The sequence below is a fragment of the Desulfurococcaceae archaeon genome (assembly GCA_038845865.1).
GTDB lineage: Archaea > Thermoproteota > Thermoprotei_A > Sulfolobales > Desulfurococcaceae > UBA285.
This window is the reverse complement of sequence record JAWBQJ010000003.1, coordinates 50,323-67,199: the sequence shown is the minus strand read 5'-3', so window position 1 is coordinate 67,199 and position 16,877 is coordinate 50,323. Positions and strand designations below refer to the sequence as shown.

At 47.5% G+C, this 16,877-nt stretch carries 22 protein-coding genes; 11 read left to right on the top strand and 11 right to left on the bottom strand.

The genetic code is table 11. From position 1 onward, the window contains the following. Nucleotides 1–107 precede the first annotated feature (107 nt). Nucleotides 108–1,472 carry a cytosine permease gene (locus QXU03_04725; GenBank protein ID MEM2171043.1) on the top strand — a complete coding sequence of 455 codons (1,365 nt, stop codon included), beginning with the start codon at nt 108–110 and terminating at the stop codon, nt 1,470–1,472. A 12-nt stretch (nt 1,473–1,484) separates the two neighbouring features. Continuing rightward, nucleotides 1,485–1,940: a hypothetical protein gene (locus QXU03_04720; GenBank protein MEM2171042.1), complete on the top strand. Its 456-nt coding sequence runs from the start codon at nt 1,485–1,487 to the stop codon at nt 1,938–1,940. Nucleotides 1,941–2,121: 181 nt separating this feature from the next. Here the strand turns inward: QXU03_04720 and QXU03_04715 are convergent, their stop codons facing one another. The 4 genes from QXU03_04715 to QXU03_04700 all read right to left on the bottom strand — a co-directional run bounded on the left by QXU03_04715 (nt 2,122) and on the right by QXU03_04700 (nt 4,950). Continuing rightward, nucleotides 2,122–2,499: a hypothetical protein gene (locus tag QXU03_04715; protein ID MEM2171041.1), complete on the bottom strand. Its 378-nt coding sequence runs from the start codon at nt 2,497–2,499 to the stop codon at nt 2,122–2,124. Between the two features lie 24 nt (nt 2,500–2,523). Continuing rightward, nucleotides 2,524–3,660 (bottom strand): radical SAM protein, encoded by a 1,137-nt coding sequence (locus QXU03_04710; protein MEM2171040.1) that lies wholly within the window; start codon nt 3,658–3,660, stop codon nt 2,524–2,526. A 71-nt stretch (nt 3,661–3,731) separates the two neighbouring features. Beyond that, nucleotides 3,732–4,370, bottom strand: coding sequence for an HAD-IB family phosphatase (locus tag QXU03_04705; protein ID MEM2171039.1), 639 nt, complete (start codon nt 4,368–4,370; stop codon nt 3,732–3,734). After that, on the bottom strand, nt 4,345–4,950 hold the full coding sequence (locus tag QXU03_04700) for a hypothetical protein (GenBank protein ID MEM2171038.1): 606 nt from the start codon (nt 4,948–4,950) through the stop codon (nt 4,345–4,347). Before QXU03_04700 ends, QXU03_04705 begins: the two co-directional genes overlap by 26 nt. 61 nt (nt 4,951–5,011) lie before the next feature. On the opposite strand from QXU03_04700, the gene QXU03_04695 reads away from it, so the two are divergent. Beyond that, complete coding sequence (locus tag QXU03_04695; GenBank protein MEM2171037.1) at nt 5,012–5,320, top strand: deoxyribonuclease; 309 nt, start codon at nt 5,012–5,014, stop codon at nt 5,318–5,320. Between the two features lie 47 nt (nt 5,321–5,367). Here the strand turns inward: QXU03_04695 and QXU03_04690 are convergent, their stop codons facing one another. Then, a complete protein-coding gene (locus QXU03_04690; GenBank protein MEM2171036.1) occupies nt 5,368–5,856 on the bottom strand; it encodes an adenosine-specific kinase in 489 nt (162 codons plus the stop codon). A 72-nt stretch (nt 5,857–5,928) separates the two neighbouring features. Between QXU03_04690 and QXU03_04685 the strand changes: the two genes are divergently transcribed. The 3 genes from QXU03_04685 to cysS are packed head-to-tail and all read left to right on the top strand — an operon-like array spanning nt 5,929 to nt 8,677. Beyond that, on the top strand, nt 5,929–6,477 hold the full coding sequence (locus tag QXU03_04685; GenBank protein ID MEM2171035.1) for a hypothetical protein: 549 nt from the start codon (nt 5,929–5,931) through the stop codon (nt 6,475–6,477). Between the two features lie 13 nt (nt 6,478–6,490). After that, entirely contained in the window at nt 6,491–7,222 is a 732-nt protein-coding gene (locus QXU03_04680) for a purine-nucleoside phosphorylase (protein MEM2171034.1), read from the top strand. A gap of 6 nt (nt 7,223–7,228) precedes the next feature. Then, complete coding sequence (gene cysS, locus QXU03_04675) at nt 7,229–8,677, top strand: cysteine--tRNA ligase (GenBank protein ID MEM2171033.1); 1,449 nt, start codon at nt 7,229–7,231, stop codon at nt 8,675–8,677. Here cysS and QXU03_04670 read toward each other — a convergent pair. Continuing rightward, a complete protein-coding gene (locus QXU03_04670) occupies nt 8,674–8,889 on the bottom strand; it encodes a hypothetical protein (GenBank protein MEM2171032.1) in 216 nt (71 codons plus the stop codon). The two genes, cysS and QXU03_04670, sit on opposite strands and share 4 nt — an antisense overlap. Nucleotides 8,890–9,218: 329 nt before the next feature. Here QXU03_04670 and QXU03_04665 point away from each other — a divergent pair, with 329 nt between their 5' ends. Next, complete coding sequence (locus tag QXU03_04665) at nt 9,219–9,644, top strand: hypothetical protein (GenBank protein MEM2171031.1); 426 nt, start codon at nt 9,219–9,221, stop codon at nt 9,642–9,644. A gap of 15 nt (nt 9,645–9,659) precedes the next feature. On the opposite strand, the gene QXU03_04660 is transcribed toward QXU03_04665, so the two are convergent. Then, nucleotides 9,660–10,451, bottom strand: a complete 792-nt coding sequence (locus QXU03_04660) for an isopentenyl phosphate kinase (GenBank protein ID MEM2171030.1) — start codon at nt 10,449–10,451, stop codon at nt 9,660–9,662. 89 nt (nt 10,452–10,540) lie between these two features. Between QXU03_04660 and QXU03_04655 the strand changes: the two genes are divergently transcribed. Next, on the top strand, nt 10,541–11,923 hold the full coding sequence (locus QXU03_04655) for a hypothetical protein (GenBank protein ID MEM2171029.1): 1,383 nt from the start codon (nt 10,541–10,543) through the stop codon (nt 11,921–11,923). Between the two features lie 50 nt (nt 11,924–11,973). Next, nucleotides 11,974–12,726 (top strand): diphthine synthase, encoded by a 753-nt coding sequence (gene dph5 / locus QXU03_04650; GenBank protein ID MEM2171028.1) that lies wholly within the window; start codon nt 11,974–11,976, stop codon nt 12,724–12,726. Here dph5 and QXU03_04645 read toward each other — a convergent pair. Together QXU03_04645 and QXU03_04640 are read right to left on the bottom strand one after the other, a co-directional pair. After that, nucleotides 12,723–13,268 (bottom strand): isochorismatase family cysteine hydrolase, encoded by a 546-nt coding sequence (locus tag QXU03_04645; GenBank protein ID MEM2171027.1) that lies wholly within the window; start codon nt 13,266–13,268, stop codon nt 12,723–12,725. The genes dph5 and QXU03_04645 overlap by 4 nt on opposite strands. A gap of 40 nt (nt 13,269–13,308) precedes the next feature. Further along, the gene (locus tag QXU03_04640; protein MEM2171026.1) at nt 13,309–13,473 is read right to left on the bottom strand and encodes a hypothetical protein; all 165 of its coding nucleotides are present in this window, start codon (nt 13,471–13,473) and stop codon (nt 13,309–13,311) included. Between the two features lie 28 nt (nt 13,474–13,501). On the opposite strand from QXU03_04640, the gene QXU03_04635 reads away from it, so the two are divergent. Beyond that, a complete protein-coding gene (locus QXU03_04635) occupies nt 13,502–14,782 on the top strand; it encodes a Glu/Leu/Phe/Val dehydrogenase (GenBank protein ID MEM2171025.1) in 1,281 nt (426 codons plus the stop codon). A gap of 1 nt (nt 14,783) precedes the next feature. On the opposite strand, the gene QXU03_04630 is transcribed toward QXU03_04635, so the two are convergent. After that, nucleotides 14,784–15,032 (bottom strand): RNA repair domain-containing protein, encoded by a 249-nt coding sequence (locus tag QXU03_04630; protein ID MEM2171024.1) that lies wholly within the window; start codon nt 15,030–15,032, stop codon nt 14,784–14,786. Nucleotides 15,033–15,152: 120 nt separating this feature from the next. On the opposite strand from QXU03_04630, the gene QXU03_04625 reads away from it, so the two are divergent. After that, nucleotides 15,153–15,401, top strand: a complete 249-nt coding sequence (locus QXU03_04625; protein MEM2171023.1) for a hypothetical protein — start codon at nt 15,153–15,155, stop codon at nt 15,399–15,401. A gap of 379 nt (nt 15,402–15,780) precedes the next feature. Here QXU03_04625 and QXU03_04620 read toward each other — a convergent pair whose 3' ends face one another. Further along, nucleotides 15,781–16,872 carry a polyprenyl synthetase family protein gene (locus tag QXU03_04620; protein MEM2171022.1) on the bottom strand — a complete coding sequence of 364 codons (1,092 nt, stop codon included), beginning with the start codon at nt 16,870–16,872 and terminating at the stop codon, nt 15,781–15,783. Between the last annotated feature and the right edge of the window lie 5 nt (nt 16,873–16,877).

Genomic DNA, 16,877 nt, shown 5'->3' with positions numbered 1-16,877 from the left:
AACAGTAGGTTTGAGGTATTCGTATATATTAATAAGGATCATATAAAGATCTGAGATTAAAATTTATAAATTCCCCCCTTCTCAATAAATAAGGGTGTGATTGACACATGAGCAAAGAAGAGCACAAAATAGTACAGATCCTCGAAGACTACTCCTTGGTAAGCGTTCCCCTACATGAGAGACGAGGGTTCCTAAGCCAGTTCTTGATAGTCTCCGGCTACATCATATGCATAGCTGGGCTATTCGCTGGAGGGACGCTAGGGTCGGGCATGAACATATCCACTGCAATAACAGCACTAATTATAGGATCAATAATATTAGCCCTGTACTCGTCGCTAGTGGCGATACCTTCCGCGAAGTATGGTGTGTCTACTTACGTCTTAGCTAGGCATGCGTTTGGGAGGTACGGATCGATGATCGTCGCGCTAATAGCGTTCATACTCAATGGTGCGGGTTGGTACGCGTACGAAACAGCACTATTCGGGCTAACCATGCAAGAGTTAATACCCGGACACCCCGCAACACACTGGCAGGTTGCAAGCATATGGGGCGGAATAATGATGATGATCACCTCTATAGTAGGGTATAGGGGAATCAATGTGCTAAGTTATCTGGCAGTACCATTAATGGTAATACTATCCTTAGCAGGCCTGCTTGCGTCAGCCCAAATGGTTGGAGGCTGGGACACCCTCATGGCCCTGCAACCCCCGCAGACTATCCCGCTAGCAGTGGGTATAACCATAACTGTAGGCTACTTCGCCATAGGTGCAGCAACCCAACCGGATATTGCGAGATATGCTAAAAACGAAAAGGTAGCAGTTGGATCTATCTGGGCAGGCTTCCTACTAGCCAACCCCTTCATAATGTTTTGCGGCGTAGCAATGCTACTTGCAACCATGTACCACTATGCTGAGCTAGGACTAGTCGGCTCGACGCCTAACCTACCGCTTGCTATGAAGGTTCTCGGCCTAGGTCTAGGTGCATTAATAGTAGCTGCCCTTGCGCAGTGGACCACTAACGATAACAACCTCTACACGGGTTCCCTTGCCCTGGTAAACATAATTCCCCTACCGAGGTGGTTGCTTGTGTCGATTACAGGCATAGCTGGAACGATCATAGCCGCGATCGGGATATACGAGTACTGGGTACCGTGGCTAATATTTCTCGGAAGCTTCGTCCCCGCCATGGCTGGCGTGATCATCGCGGATTATCACGTCATCTCCAGGCTACTTAGAAGGAAAGAGTACAAATTCGGCCCTGGCACAGCGTATAGTGGATTCGACGTTGCAGGATTGCTAGCAATGTTTATAGCCGGGTACATAGCTACAATACCTGCTATATCGGAGATAATTCCTGGAGCAATAATAGGCTTAGTTCTGGGATTCGTACTTCACATAGTACTAACACTAATACTAGAGCCCTTGAAGGCGGCAAGGATAGGAAAGTACGTAGAGAGAGCATACGGGTTCTGATGGTGATCCGCCGTGAGCACGGTTAAAACAATAAAAGTAGATAGAGGATGGCTAAGAATGCAACTAGCAGTCAGCGTGGTGTACTTTATAATATCAATAGTCATGGTCATCGCCTCAGCGTATACCATAGCGCAAGGATTCCCTATACAGGGCTCAATATACATGATTTCGTACATTATAACCTTAATAGTATCCATGGCAATGATGGTTAAAATACAGGGCTTACTGAGGACCCGCTCCACCCATCTGATTGAAGGAAGGGAAGAGCAATTCCTCATACTGCAGCAAGGGGGGTGGTTAATATTTGCGCTAGGCTTCTCAATAATACTCTTAATACAGTCCCCGGCATTTGAAATATCAGTAGCATTCATGGCCTTGAACGTAATTGCCTCGGTACTGTTTCTCGTCATCTCGATAGTCTCGGTGGTAGGGAACAAGGTTAAGTACAATATAAGAATTTCCCCTTAAAGGAAACCCTTTTTATCCAATCCTCTCCTTACGCTGCGTTGTAAGCGGCCACGAGTTATCGGTCCTTCGTATAGCGAAATACATTCGCACTACAACACGCTATCAGTGAACTCGTTCATGGGTAGCCCGAAGATAACTGATCACATGTGCGGTCTCTCTACAAGCATATCCGCGCTCCAGATCAGCGCTTTCGAGAGGCGGCTGAGAAGCCCTTCGCAATATTCCAGGAGTCCATGTAGATACTTGAAATCTCACTACTACTCGGCTTACGGACCATTATCCACTTGACATTGATGGTTTCGTACCTACCCCCCACCCTTGTTCCGATCACCAAGACCTTCACCACGCCATCCACACTTACTTTAACCTGAGAAGGCGCGATCTCCTTGACTAGGAGGCAGACTTCTTCGATGCATAGCTCTCTGTGCTCACTATACTCCCAGTTCGCATAGTACACGTCAACGGAGACTACATACCTACCATCTTCATTTATAACTAGCACCCTATAGTAGTCGTCAAAGTAGTACTCTTCCAGGACATTACCTACTTCTCCGTTCACGCCGTTTCAACCCCTGGCCTTTAATCAGGAAACGGGCTCGTAAACAATACCTAGTTCCTCCGCAATTTTATAGGCTCTCTTCATCTCTTCGCTTGTAGGCCTTCTCGCGATATCCGGGTACATGTGGGGATACCTGGACACGATGTGCTCTGGCCTGTACTGTTCCATTATGTTAACCAAGGCTCGGGGGGTATTTTTCGCTATCCACTCCAGTACAGGCCTGGTACAGCACTCTATGTGATTAGGTAGCACGAGGTGCCTTATTATAATGTCCCCCGTATCATGTGCTTTTTTAATGTTCCTCGTGACGACCTCCTTGTAACATCTAACTTTGCTAAGCCTCCACGCACACTCGTCGTTTCCGTACTTGAAGTCCGGTAACCATATGTCCATGACATCTGCTAGGAGATTCATTGACTCCTCCGTCATGTACATGTTACTATTCCAAAGCTGGGGGACGTTCACATCTAAGTACTTTAAGCTCTCGAGGATGAACGGCATATGAGGCGTGGGCTCTCCACCCACGTGGTTAATGTTCCTAGCTCCGCGCTTCCTGAGATAAGCTTGTATGGCTCCAAGCTCCTTTGGTGCGAGTTTTTCACCGCCCCGCGCGTTAACCTGGCTAATGTCGTAGTTTTGGCAGAAAACGCACTTGAAGTTACATCCACCGTAAAATATAGTTCCGCTTGGAACGAGAGGGGCCTCCTCGCCCATGTGGTGAAAATAGCTGTGAACGATCGCCTCCTTATCCATGGTGCACGTTCCAGGCTTACCCTCTAACCTGAGGGCTCCACATCTCCTTTCACAAAGACTGCAAGGGCTCATAAACCTGTACGCCAGGGCTACCTTAACGTCGAGGTAGCTGTATCTAGGCCTTTCAAGCCTTTCTAGCTTAGCGACGTTCTCGGTACTGAGGTCCCTATAAAAAAGCTGGAACTCTTTTGCCAGTTTATCGTGCACGTTCAGGAGGTCTTTTAACGCGATCTCACCCGAGTAGGGGTCTAGGTCGACGGGCATGAGCTTGGCCACTAGGAATCTCGCCGGCCTTTCATTCCTCATAACGCTATAGTAATGGAATAGCCTCTCCCTCACCGTCATATTTGACCATACTGAAAGGGCGTCCGGCCTATAGCTGATCAGCGTAATAAACCAGTCAGCCAAACCCCATCCCAGGAAGTAGGTGTTCAAAAGTCCCTAATAGCTAACGAGTACGTGTTGTCTATGATGTACCCCTATAAAATGCCAAGTTCAAGTATCTCTTCGAGTTCCCTAACCACGTATGTCGCGTACTCACATGCCGTTCCGCAGGGCTCAACCGCTATCGAAACGGGCACTAGCTTGAAGACATCTATGTCCCACTCGTCGTCGCCTACGTACACCGTGTTCTCTAACCCTATGCCGGTTTCTTCGGCGAGTTTTTTGACGACAAGCTGTTTATCTTTAAGAGGCACGTGTACCACGCCCCCGGGAATTAGTTCTTCTCCTAGGAATACTAGCTCGTTATAGAAGCACAGCTCTATATTCAGCTCTTCGCAGACTCGCTTGACTACGAGGTCGATGCCGCTACTCACGACAGCGGGGATATGACCTCTTTTAACCACGCCTTCAACGACCTTCTTCGCCAACGGCCGCGCCCTAATCCTAGAGGCCGCCCTTTCCACCTCGCCTCTCGTTAATGGTTTACCATGACTATGTATCATGAGGGCGATGTCTATCTTCATCCAGTCCAAGTACGAAATCGCTCCACGCCGGTAGAGATCCGCGAAATAGAGGTTGCCCTTGCTTCCAAAATACTCGTGGAGTGCTTTCCAACTGCTTTTTTCATAGGTTAAAACCCCGTCACAATCAAATACTACCAACTTCTTCCGCAAGGCTTAACACCTTTCCAAATAGTGCTTCAAGTACATGCTTGCCAGTTCTCTTGTTGACTTTGAATATGAGCTTTACGTGATGTTTAAAGATGTACACCTCTAGTTCAAGTACGTTGCCTAGTCTCGCGTAAACACTATTAGGGGTGGCTAAGACCTCGGCGTTGAGTCTGTCCTTTAAAGCACTAGCTACTTTTTCTAAGTTTAAATCCAGCACATTACTGGTTCCCGGCGAGGAAACGTGCTTTAAAGGCCCCCGCTCTAACAGCTCCGCTACTTGTTCTACGGTATCCACCAGCTCGCGTATATCGCTATAAGACCTTTTAACCTCTTCTAGAATCTCCATTAATGCTTCTTTGGCATTACACGATTCAAGCAGGTTGGCGAAGGCCTTAAACTCCTCTGACTTGAAGTAGGTTACGAGGTTCGCCGGATCCCCGTCATATACGCTAAATTTGTACCTTTCCTCAGCCGCAAAGACCAACTTCTTTGCCTCAATGGCGTCTTTGAGCGCTAGTTTACCGGGTTTAATGTAACTGTCAATAACTGGGTTGACGATGTGCCTTAAGAAATCGGGTTTCATTGTTTCACCGAAAAGTTTTTAAGGCTATTTCGTGCTTTTAATACTCGCGTGTTGATAGTGTGTGAACGTGTCACGAAACAGTAAAAAGCAGGGTTGGAACCCCTATACGAGCGACTTGCAGAGGTTTAGCGTATACCCCTCCATTAAAATGGTTGAAGGTAGAGGAATTAGAGTAGGCGATATCATCGTCGTCAACGTCTACGATGTGGATGAGCGAGGACGCGGGGTAGTACACTACAAAGACCTAAAAGTAATCATACCAAACGCTACTAGTGGTTCGCGTGTCAAGGTAAAAATAGTGAGGGTGCAAGGGGAGGTGGCATTTGCCCATATAATTGGGGTATTAAGTGAATCGAGTACAGAGTACTGAAGCCCCTTTGCTGTACAGGTACCGGCTACTTAGTGTGCAACTAATTACTACTTCTTATAGCCTATTTTTCTTAAGAACTCCCTTCTTTCGCGTTTATCCTCATCAGTTTCCACGCCGAGAGGTGAGTAACCGTCTACCGCCCCCATTACGGCTCTTCCCTGCGATGTTTCAGCAACGATGACTTCAACGGGGTTGCCCGTTACCACGTACAGGGAAACCAGCTCTTGGACGTTCTTTAGCTGGTTTAATATGTTTATCGGGTACGCATTTCTTATGAACAGCACGAATGTATGCCCGGCTCCAATGTTAAGGGCTGTTTCAATAGCGGCTTTTACCAGTTCCTCGTCGTTTCCCTCGTACCTTACAAGCCTCTTTCCGCTTGCCTCGTTAAATGCCAGCCCGAATTTAATGCCTGGAACGCTCGTTACGAGTACCTCGTATATATCTTCAACGGTTTTTATGAAATGGCTTCTCCCAATAATCACATTCGCGCCTTCGGGTATTTTTACAGGTACTTTAAGTACTTTAACATCCATTTGAACTCCCCTATAAATAGAGAAATAACTGGGACTTAATTAATAGTAAGCGTGTAACCCCCGGCGAAACCCATGAACGTTATCGTGAAAGTGCTTAAACTCTTCCCGAAGATTGAAGATAATGGCGTGGTCGGCATAAGTGGTTATATCATTCGCGAAGAGAAATGGGCTCTTCGTGAAATACCCGGTAACATGCAAGTCAATGTAATTGACCGATTGCTGGAAGTAGCGGCCGAGTATAATGTCAAGGAAAGGAGTCCCGATGCGTTTACCCTATCTGAGGTGGAGGCACCTGGACTGAGAGTAGTGCTGGGCGATGGAGGGAGGTTCGAGTCCTCTACAGTCCTTACTCCAAAACCTTCATACCTTCGTAGAATGGTCTTCGTGAAGTGCGATGACGTTAGTAACTGCAAGGCGGTGTACGAATTTAAGCCCAGATCACAATTGATCGTGTATGAGGGCTCGATTAGCGTTAGTAACCTGGATTACGACCTCATAGTACTCGAATGCGACGATCACGCCCGGGTGCTATTTCCCCACGAACTCTCTCAACCGAGAGTAAAGCATGTGGTTAAAAAAGCTAGAAAAAAGCGTAAAAGGAAACCATCCTCTAAGAACTAAGGGGGTTTGAACCATGCCTATACATATTAAAGCATCGAAAGGCGACATAGCTAAAAACGTCATTGCTTGTGGGGATCCGGGTAGAGTAGACCTGCTATCTAGCCTTCTAGACGACGCAAAGGTCGTGAATACCCATAGGGGGTTAAAAGTCACCACGGGACTCTACAAGGGTACCTCAGTAACGGTAGCCACGCACGGGATCGGCGGACCTAGCGCAGCTATAGTCTTCGAAGAGCTCCACCAGCTAGGTGCAAGGAGAATTGTAAGGCTCGGGACAGCGGGAGGCGTAAGAAGAGACACCAAAATAGGCGACGTTATCGTTGCCACCGCTGCCTCGTACCACGTGGGAGGATGTACCCTTGGACAGTACATGCCAGGAATGTGCGGCGCCACAGGGGCCCATCCCAGGTTAACGACCCGCGTAATGGACGTTCTCGAAGAGCGTGGAATACCCTACAAGTACGGGCCCGTGTTCTCCAGTGACGCTTTCTACGCTGAATCACCGGATTTCGCAGTAAAAATGGAACATCACGGAATAGTAGCGGTCGAGATGGAAGCAGCGGCGTTGTTCGCTCTCGGGTGGATGAGGGGCTTTGAAGCGGGGTGCGTCCTAGTCGTAAGTGATGTACTTCACGGCGAGGAGGCGTTTAAGAAGTACCTTACCACGGAGGAGCTCAGCGACATACTTGTCCGGGTTGGAAAAGCTTTAATGGAAGTATTCAATAGATTCTATGGAGGTGATTAGGGCATTGTGTCATCGAGTTACAAGATTAGACTACACGACACCCTGAGCAGGGAGGAAAAGGAACTGATACCCATAGAGCCGGGCACGGTCAAAATATACGTTTGCGGCCCGACAGTATACGACTACACACACATCGGTCATGGAAGAACCTACGTGGTTTATGACTCGTTGAAGAGGTATCTCAACCAGCGGGGTTATAACGTCATCCACGTAATGAACATTACCGACATAGACGATAAGATTATCAGGAGAGCAAATGAGGAGGGGAGGAGCTGGAAAGAAATCGCAGATGAATATACAAAGGACTACTTGGAGGCATTGAACCTACTGGGCATTAAGATAGACCACCACCCGCGTGTAACAGCCCATATCGGGGAAATCATAGAATTCGTCCAGGTACTAATTGAAAAGGGCTACGCATATGTGGCGCCCAGTGGAAGCGTTTACTTCGAAGTGGACAGGTACGACGACTACGGCAGGCTCTCGGGCAGGCTTGAAAAAGAGCTGTGGAATCAGGAAGTAGAGTTCCTGAACGAGAAGAAAAAGCCTTATGACTTCGCGTTATGGAAAGCCGCAAAACCCGGAGAACCCTACTGGGAAAGCCCGTGGGGTAGAGGTAGGCCAGGCTGGCATATAGAGTGTAGCGTTATGAGTTCTAGGTATCTCGGTGGAACATTCGACATACATGGTGGTGGCACGGACCTTATATTCCCACACCACGAAAACGAAAGAGCACAAAGCGAATCATTCTTCGGCAAGAGGCCGTGGGTTTCCATATGGATGCATGTAGGGCTCGTAATGGTTGGATCAGACAAGATGAGTAAGAGCCTGGGAAACATAATACCGTTAAAGGAAGCATTGAAGAAGTGGGGTCCCGGCGTCATCAGGCTGTGGTACTTGCACGTACATTACCGAAAACCAATAAACTTCTCGGATGAAAGCCTAGAGCAGATCGAGAAACTCTACAATAAAGTGATAACGGCACACGATTTGCTGCTAAAACTCAGTAAAGAGGCACGTGACCTGCACTATTTGAAAGACAGCGACCTACTGCTCGCTAAGAAGCTCGTAGAGGCGATCAACGAATTTCACAATGCCCTGGGAGAGGACTTTAACACGCCTCGAGCACTAGCCGTTGTAAGCGATATACTATCTTTGACTTTTAAAGAGTTACAATATAACCCCAAATACATGCTTGTATCACTAGCGCTAAAAGCACTTAGAGCATTCAACCAGGTATTTGGGCTATTCGAAGAAAGGGAGATCGCGAGTGAAAGCGAGGCTTTACTAAACGATGTCATGAAGATACTGTTAGATGTTAGAAAAGAGCTACGTAAACAGGGAATGTACGCGCTCGCCGATACCATTAGAAGCGAGCTACTAAAAATAGGAATTCAGCTAATGGACCGGGGACTTGAAACTACTTGGATACGCGCAAAGGGCGCTAAAACCTAGACCTGCTTAACTATTTCTAGCGCTAAGTTAGTAGCCTCTTCACGAGAGGTTATGGCGTTAACCTTTCTCTTGCTCCTATACAATATAACTTTGCCTACTTGTTTATTGTACGCCCTTATTACATCGTGGTCTTTAAAACTATAAATATCCAGTAGTTCAATGTTGAGTTTCCTGAGCTCCTCTCTAAGCACTTCTGTAGGGTTTTTCGGCATAAGATCTGCACCCGTCGGGTTTAAGTGAACCCCCTCGTAGTACTGTATAGTACACTTACATACTTATAAAAGTTAGTGTAAAGTGATGTCTTGCAATCTTATAACTGAATTCAGAGTTTCAGGGAGCATTTATATGCTTTGTAGACTATGTGAAAGTGCTGGGTGGCGAGGGGGTGGAGCTCTGAGCTACCTTGGGTTAGACGTGGATGGAGGCTTTAACCCCCGCTCATGACACCACGGGGGTGTACGGGTCCCCATGGATGAAGTGGGAGTTCCTGAATGCTAAAACACCCAGAGGCGAGTGAGAGAGATCAGGGCGGTGTAGTGCTTTGCGGGGGTACCTTGTTGGATTTAATGAAGAGTGTTTTGAAGTAGAATTTACTAGCGATGCCATACGAGTCCGTAGCGGGTTAGAGCTCGAGGTCCGGGAGAGAATGGTGATGGTTCACGGGGTGCTAAGTAGTGAGGTTCATGGTATCAGAAACGGTAGGAAAAAAGCGGTTTACGTGCGCCACGTAGGTATTACCATGAGGTGTAATAGTTTCCGAGAGATAGTACAGGAGATCTCCAGCCCTCTTGCCCAAATCAAGTACACGAGGAGCCGCCTGGGCGGGTATTTGACGATCATAACATCAGGCCGCTTTTTAACCGACTATATCGTTGTAGACGAGAGCGCAATGGCGATTGTCTTACCGGGGCGCAGGGAAGTGTATGCGGAGATGGCTGGCAACGTGCTAACGCTTTACATAGTATAAAGGCGCTTTACCTCGTCATAGTGAAGTGATCAGGGTGTACCGCCGGTCCGGGTATCTTCCAAGAATTGCAGATACGGCAGAGTCTACGTCAAACCCCGACGTTATCAGCACCTCTACGCCAAGCTCCATTGCAAGCTTACTCATAGATTGAACCTTGCCGAACACCCCTCCAGTAGCGTCTGCATTTCTGTACTGCATTAGCATTTTAAGCACTTCGCTTATGTTATGCGGCGTTATTTTCTCTATAAGTACTGCATGGGGACAGGTTTTCGGGTCGCACGTATATATGCCATCAACGTCCGTTAATAGGACTACTCTGCTGGGCTTTATACGCTTTGCGAGGAGTTCAAACACCTTCTCCGTAGAAACCACTACGGGCTTACCGGCCTTCAAGACGCATTCCCCGTAAACTACTGGCACAATGCCGGCTTCTAGGAGGGTTTCGATGGGTTTATAGAACACTTCGAATTCTCCTCTATTCTCGTCGTACTGCACAATCACGCTTGTTTGCACACTAGTAGCGGGAATTCCGCTTTCAACCAGGTAATCTACTACTATTCTGTTAAGTAGCCTCGTTGCTTCTTGACACTTTACTAGTAACAAGTTACTGCTAGTAGCGTTATACTTCATGACAGCGTAGTGCGCGAAACTCCCCCCACCATTACCTGCGACTATCTTCAGGTCGCCTTGGTCCAGGACTTTACGAAAAATTTCCTTGAGGGCTACCAGTGCGCTATAGTTTAGGGACACGGGCTTACTCTTATAGGTGATGAAGCTTCCTCCAATCTTTACGAAGACGTATTTCACCCCTAAACCCCGGGAGAATGCCCTCTCGTCAACTTTTATTTTACTGCTCTACAAGTATATATAGTGCTGAATTACGGGTGCCCGCGTTCTTGAATCGCATGGGATATCACGGTGCTCCATGGAGTAGCCTGAAAGCCAAAACAGTGAAAATGGTAAGGGGGCACCTAGTACTCATCATTGCAAATGCGGGTGTCATCTACCTCGCGATGTCTGGCTGGAACTACTACGACATAAGGTATTTCATTTTATGGCATGATAATTACTTTGCCAGGGGCAGAATTTTCGAGGTCTATGCGTCAGATCTAAAAGTAGCGTACCCTCCTCTAGCAGTACTGATATTCGTCCTTACGCACTCCTTGGCGGTAGCCATTTCTCCAGGCAACATCTTTGTGTGGAGACTCGTAGATAAGTTACCTCTGCTGGTATCGTTCAACGCCATATACTTCCTCCTACGAAGAAATTATGGTAAGTTCGCGTCAAATCTATGGTTATTGAATTTCGTCACATATTCCGTTATAAGCTCCTATCAGTTTGAACCAATATCATCGCTATTCGTACTGTTAGCTATACTGAGCGTGAAAAAAGGTCGTTATGCTCTGTACGGTTTGTTCTCTACCATCGCGACGCTAATCAAACAGGGCTTCGCGGTCATCCTGGCCCTTCCCATAATAGAGCTCTTAGGAAGAAGAGCGTATAAGGAAGCTGTAAAATACGTGCTGGTAGTTGTGGTTACTGGTGCGCTTTTCACACTCCCTTTTTTCGTGGTTGACCCTAAAGGCTTTATCGAAAAAGTACTCCTTTTCCACGCTAAAAGGCCCCCACAGTATTTGAGCATATGGGCCGTTCCCGCGTACTTGGTCAAGTACGAGTTAAATAGAGTGCCCGGGTGGATTAGTAGTGCGTGGATATTTCCGTTCATCGCGTTCATCGCGCCGATCTTTTACTTGTTTTTAAAGGATTCAAAGGAAGGACGCCCAGATCTCGAAACCCTATATGTAAGGTACATAGTGATCTTGATGGCAGGCTTTTTACTACTGAATAAGGTTGGGAACATCAACTACTTCCTGTGGCTGAGCGTGCCCCTTATAATTTTCACCGCTAGCGCTAAGAAACACGACTCCGTGCTGGCAAAAAAGTTAGCTACGATCTCTATATTCACATCCTTCGCCATCACGGTAGTGTTCGGGTTCTTGACGGTGTTTGTTCAGGTCGTTGCGGGCTACCCGATCTTTATATTCGAGGACTGGAACTGGGTTCCGGCTGATGAATTTTTTGTAAAATGCTACGCGGAAGAGCCGTTCGGTATGGCGTACGTGATAATGCTGTACTTCAGGTCCATATCAGCACTTAGAGAAACGTGCAAATCGCTTGCTTTAACGCACAGCTACTTCCTAGCTTTCCTCTGCGCAATATACGCCTATGCGCTCTGTTACATAATTTATTCAGCCGTTAAGAGGCCCTACAAGTCCTAGAATAGTGTGGAGAACGAGATGATTTTAAGTACCGGGGTGATAGGGCTTTCATGCTCGTCTTCGTAGGCCTGGGGTACTCTACTAGGCACCTAACCCTAGAAGCCGTTGAAGAACTCAAATCCGCAGATGTCATTTACATAGATGTGTACACATCCATATACGAAGACCCCCTCACCAAGATAATAGAGCTTAACCCGGATGCCGAAGTAATAATTGCACGTAGGAAAGACCTTGAAGGGGCATCCGCCAGGGAGGTGATTGAAAAAGCAAGGAGGGGAAAAGTCGTAATCGCCGTTCCGGGAGATCCTTTCATAGCTACGACGCATGATGCGGTACTGGCCGATGCCTTAAGGCAGGGCATCGAGGTCAGAATAGTGAACGGCATATCGATCGTGACGATGGCTTTTAGCAGGCTCGGTTTACAGTCCTATAGGTTCGGTAAGCACGTCACACTAGTTTACCCTACTCATTTCAGGCCTTACAGCTCCATTGAAGTAATATATGACAACCTGAAAAGAGGGCTCCATACACTGGTTCTCCTAGACCTCCGTGTCGAAGAACGCAAAGCGATGACAATACAGGAAGCAGTTGACGTACTCTTGGAGCTAGACTACCTGAATGTACTGAAAGATCAGCTGGCTTTGGGGGTCGCTAGGCTTGGATGGAGAGATGAAAAAGTATGCGTTGACGTTCTTCCCGGGTTAAAATTAAAGAAATTCCCACCTCCACCTCACAGCGTGGTAGTACTAGCACGTTTAGACCCCGTTGAAGAAGAGCTCATCAAGTACTGGAAAGAGTGCTAGAACTTTTCAAAAAGCTCTGCTACTTGCCTAGCGTCCATCACCATAGCTCCTAGTACTTGTTGCATGTACTTAACCGAGTATTCGTGGTCTTCTCGGCTAAGGGCTGCAACGGCGTCTTTTACCAGTATTATCTTGTATCTCTCGTAAAAAGCATCTATGGCAGTGTGCAGTACACAAATATGCGTGTGAATGCCGGTTAAGACCACCGTGTCCACTCCTAGATCTCGTAGAATGTAGTTCAGCCCTGTTTCTCGGAATCCACTATAAGATCTCTTATATAGAACAATGTCCTTGCCGGTGGGTTTTAGCTCACTTATAATTTCCGCGTCTTTACTACCGTGCATCGCGTGCGGCCCCCATATTCCGAGTTCGTGGTCAAAGGGCAGGTGCCTATCCGCTACAAATATTACAGGCACGTTTCTTTCTCGTGCCTTTTCTACGAGGCTCTTTATGGCCGGAACTATTTCGACTGCTGAAGGGCTTTTTAGCCTACCGTACACGAATTCTTCCAGCATGTCAATTACTATAAGAGCGGGCTTCATAGACCAGCCCGAAAGCTATATATGTCCTCGTGCTTTATATTTACTGGGTGATGAACGACTTCGGTTCAGAGTATGATTCAGAACCGTGAAGAGCCGTGTGAGGGCTGATCCTGGCTTCTGCTGGAGTCGTTGCCGCCAAGTACACCACGTACAATATATACCAGAATATAGACGTCAAGGCAATCAGTAGATTTAAAAACTCCACCACCTCTCAGTAATAAAGGGGGGTAAATATGGCTGCATACGCGGTACTCTACGAAAACGACCCTGTTTACCAAATGGCAGTGAAGCAGCTACGCGAAGCAGCGAACATTTTAGGTCTATCCGAAGAAGTAATCGAAGTACTCCAACATCCTGAAAAGCTAGTCCAAGTGAAGGTAACGATAAGGCGTGACAATGGAAAGGTAGCCACGTTCATTGGGTGGAGAAGCCAGCATAATAGTGCCTTAGGGCCCTATAAAGGCGGGATAAGGTACAGTCCAAACGCTACTGCCGGCGAGACAGTTGCGCTATCCATGTGGATGACGTGGAAAAACGCTCTTGCAGGGCTACCATATGGCGGCGGTAAAGGCGCCGTAAGGGTTAATCCCAAAGAGCTTAGTCAAAGAGAACTAGAAGAGCTTAGTAGAAAGTACTTCGCCGCAATAGCTAGAGAGGTAGGGCCAGACATAGACATCCCGGCCCCAGACGTCTACACAAACCCCCAGACGATGGCGTGGTACTTCGACGAATACAGTAAAATCGTAGGATACCCCGCATGGGGGGTCGTAACGGCAAAACCAGCGGAGCTAGGAGGCTTATACGCAAGAGTAGTTTCAACGGGTTACGGAGTGGCGTTAGCGGCTAGGGAGGCGGCCAAAAAGGTCTTCGGCGGGCTGGAGGGGAGGACAGTTGCTGTGCATGGATTTGGAAATGTGGGCATGTATGCCGCTAAATACCTAGCAGAATGGGGGGCCACAGTAGTTGCGGTAAGTGATAGTAAGGGATACGTATACGACCCCAAAGGACTAGATGTTCAAGAAGTAATTAAAGTTAAACAAGCCACAGATACTGTGATGAATTACGGGAAAGGCGACGTAAGGAAGGCTGCTAACCACATGGAATTACTTGAACTGCCAGTAGACATACTAGTACCGGCAGCGATCGAAAACGTTATTACAAGCGAAAACGTTAACAGGGTAAAAGCGAGAATTATTTCAGAGGGAGCGAACGGACCAACAACACCCGAAGCCGACAAGGTACTCCACGAAAAGGGCGCCGTGGTAATTCCCGACATACTAGCCAATGCCGGCGGGGTCACCATGAGCTGGATCGAATGGAGCCACAATAGAATGGGTTGCTTCCTGACGGATGAGGAGGCCTTAGCTAGGTTAGATAAGATGATGACACAGAACTTCCACAAAGTATTCGATGAATGGCAGAAGAAGTATTCGACGTACCCGATGAGAATGGCGGCATATGCGATCTCCGTAGATAGAGTAGTTAAAGCCATGAAACTACGCGGCTGGATCTAACCTAACTCCTCCTATAAACTACTTCCCCGTTTTTTCTCCGAATTTCCACAACTCTGTGGTAAGGTATGACTTCACCCGACTTAACGTATACGAAGCCCCCTCTCACATCGCTGATCTCATCTCCGGGAATGGGCTTTAAGATTTCCTCGCCGTCAGTCCTGTGCTTGATGAAGACCACGTACTGATCTCCACGTCCACTGAAGAAAACCCGCTTTAACCACTCCTCTATCTTTCCCCGTTTCCTACCCATCACGTACAACCGAGCGATGCATTACTCCACATGGCGCCTGGACACGCTTAAATACGTACTTCCTAATTAATATAAATAAAACCACAATATCGGGTGCGCGAAAGTTAATGGTGTTTGCATTTGAACAGACGTAAGCTCATAGGCATTTTCACGATTATAGCCTCTGCACTCGTACTTGCATTCTACACCTACCTGTTATTCCTAGCACGGCCCGAGATACAAAGCTTCACGCTCAAAATTACTGTGTTCGTGATAATGGTGGTTTTCATGTCGGTATTTATTGTTATAGGCTTAGGCCTGCTGAAAACTCCGAGCATTCCACCGATTAGGGATCTTGACGACGATGGAGAGTGCACATGTTCTAGCTGATCTCCTTACCGCCTGAAGGGGTAGGGCTTTCGGTTATGAGGGGTGAAACCGAGTTAGTATAACAGTTTCTCTGTTTCGGGCTTCTTGGTGCTCGGAGATATTAAGTGTTTACCGCATTCACCTGCTTTTAGCTTCTTCACCTCTTCTTCGAGCCCTAATTAGAGACTCGTAAACTTCTGAGACCTACGAGTTCGTCAGTGACTCCTGGTTTCCGGGACCCATGGCCACCTGTGAGAAGGGATGTGAAGGAGCCGCGGTGAGCTATCCAGGTCTCTAAGATCTAGAGAGGGGATCGGTAGGGCAAGGAAGCGAGAAATAAATGAACATGAAGGAAGTCACAAATTTCTTTTTAAAAGAATCAACCAAGCCATCGTCCCCTCTACTTCTCCCGGTAAGATAGCTTATAGGTAAGCCACCTGAGAAACTCCTTCGCCTCTTCGCAAATCTCTCTTGAAGAGTTTAAAGCCTCGTTAGCCATATCCACGTACTTGCTTATTAACTCTTCTGCGTATTGCAATCCACCTGTTTCCTTTACTATTCTCCTCACAGCTTCGACGTGGTAATCGGAGATCTCGTGTTCACCCAGCTTGTCGTAGACCTCTTCGAGTAGTTGCCTGTCGCTACTACCTGCTAGTTCGTGTGCTTTAACTACGAGTATGGTCTTCTTCTTGCTCTTGACATCGCTTCCAGCCGGTTTACCCGTGGTAGCGGGGTCTCCGTAAAGTCCTATAATGTCGTCTCTTATTTGAAACGCTATACCCGCGGGTATTGCGTAGCTTGAGAGCTCTTTCAGTAACGCGCTATTGTACTTGCTCGAGATGATTGCCCCTAAGTGAAGTGGTAACTCAACGGTATAGGATGAGGTTTTCAGCTTGTAGACCAAGATAACATCTTCTTCCCCGATACCACTTAAAGGAAGCTGTGAGAACATCACGTCTAGGAACTGCCCGTACGCAACTTTGCGTAGGCCTTTAGCATAAGTGTATATAAGGTCCTTTAAAATTCGTGGTGCCAGTTCGTGCAATGCCAGTAGACCTACTGCCGAAGCTTCGAGCAAGTCTCCGGTGGTGATTGCCTGGGACACACCGTAGTGTTCGCAATCACGCCACCCCCTTTCTCTGCACATCCTCGAAAACCAGACATGGACGGTAGGCCCTCCTCTTCTCATCTCATCGCGGTCCATGATGTCGTCGTGTATTAGAAGGTAGCTTTGGAGTAACTCTATTGCCGTCATGACGCTGGCAACTATTCGCCTATCTCCATTACCCCACTCTCCACTCCAATACCCAACGAGCACCAGTAACGCTCGTAGCCTTTTTCCACCACGAAGGGTGTAGTCTCGGCTTACGGTGACGAGGTCTGCGGCTTTCGGCGCCTCTTCGTATACCTCGTTGTACAGCGCATTAAAAAACTCGGCGAGATTGCTGTTTACGATGTTCATGGCGAACTCCAACACGTCTTCTCTACTCATAGCAT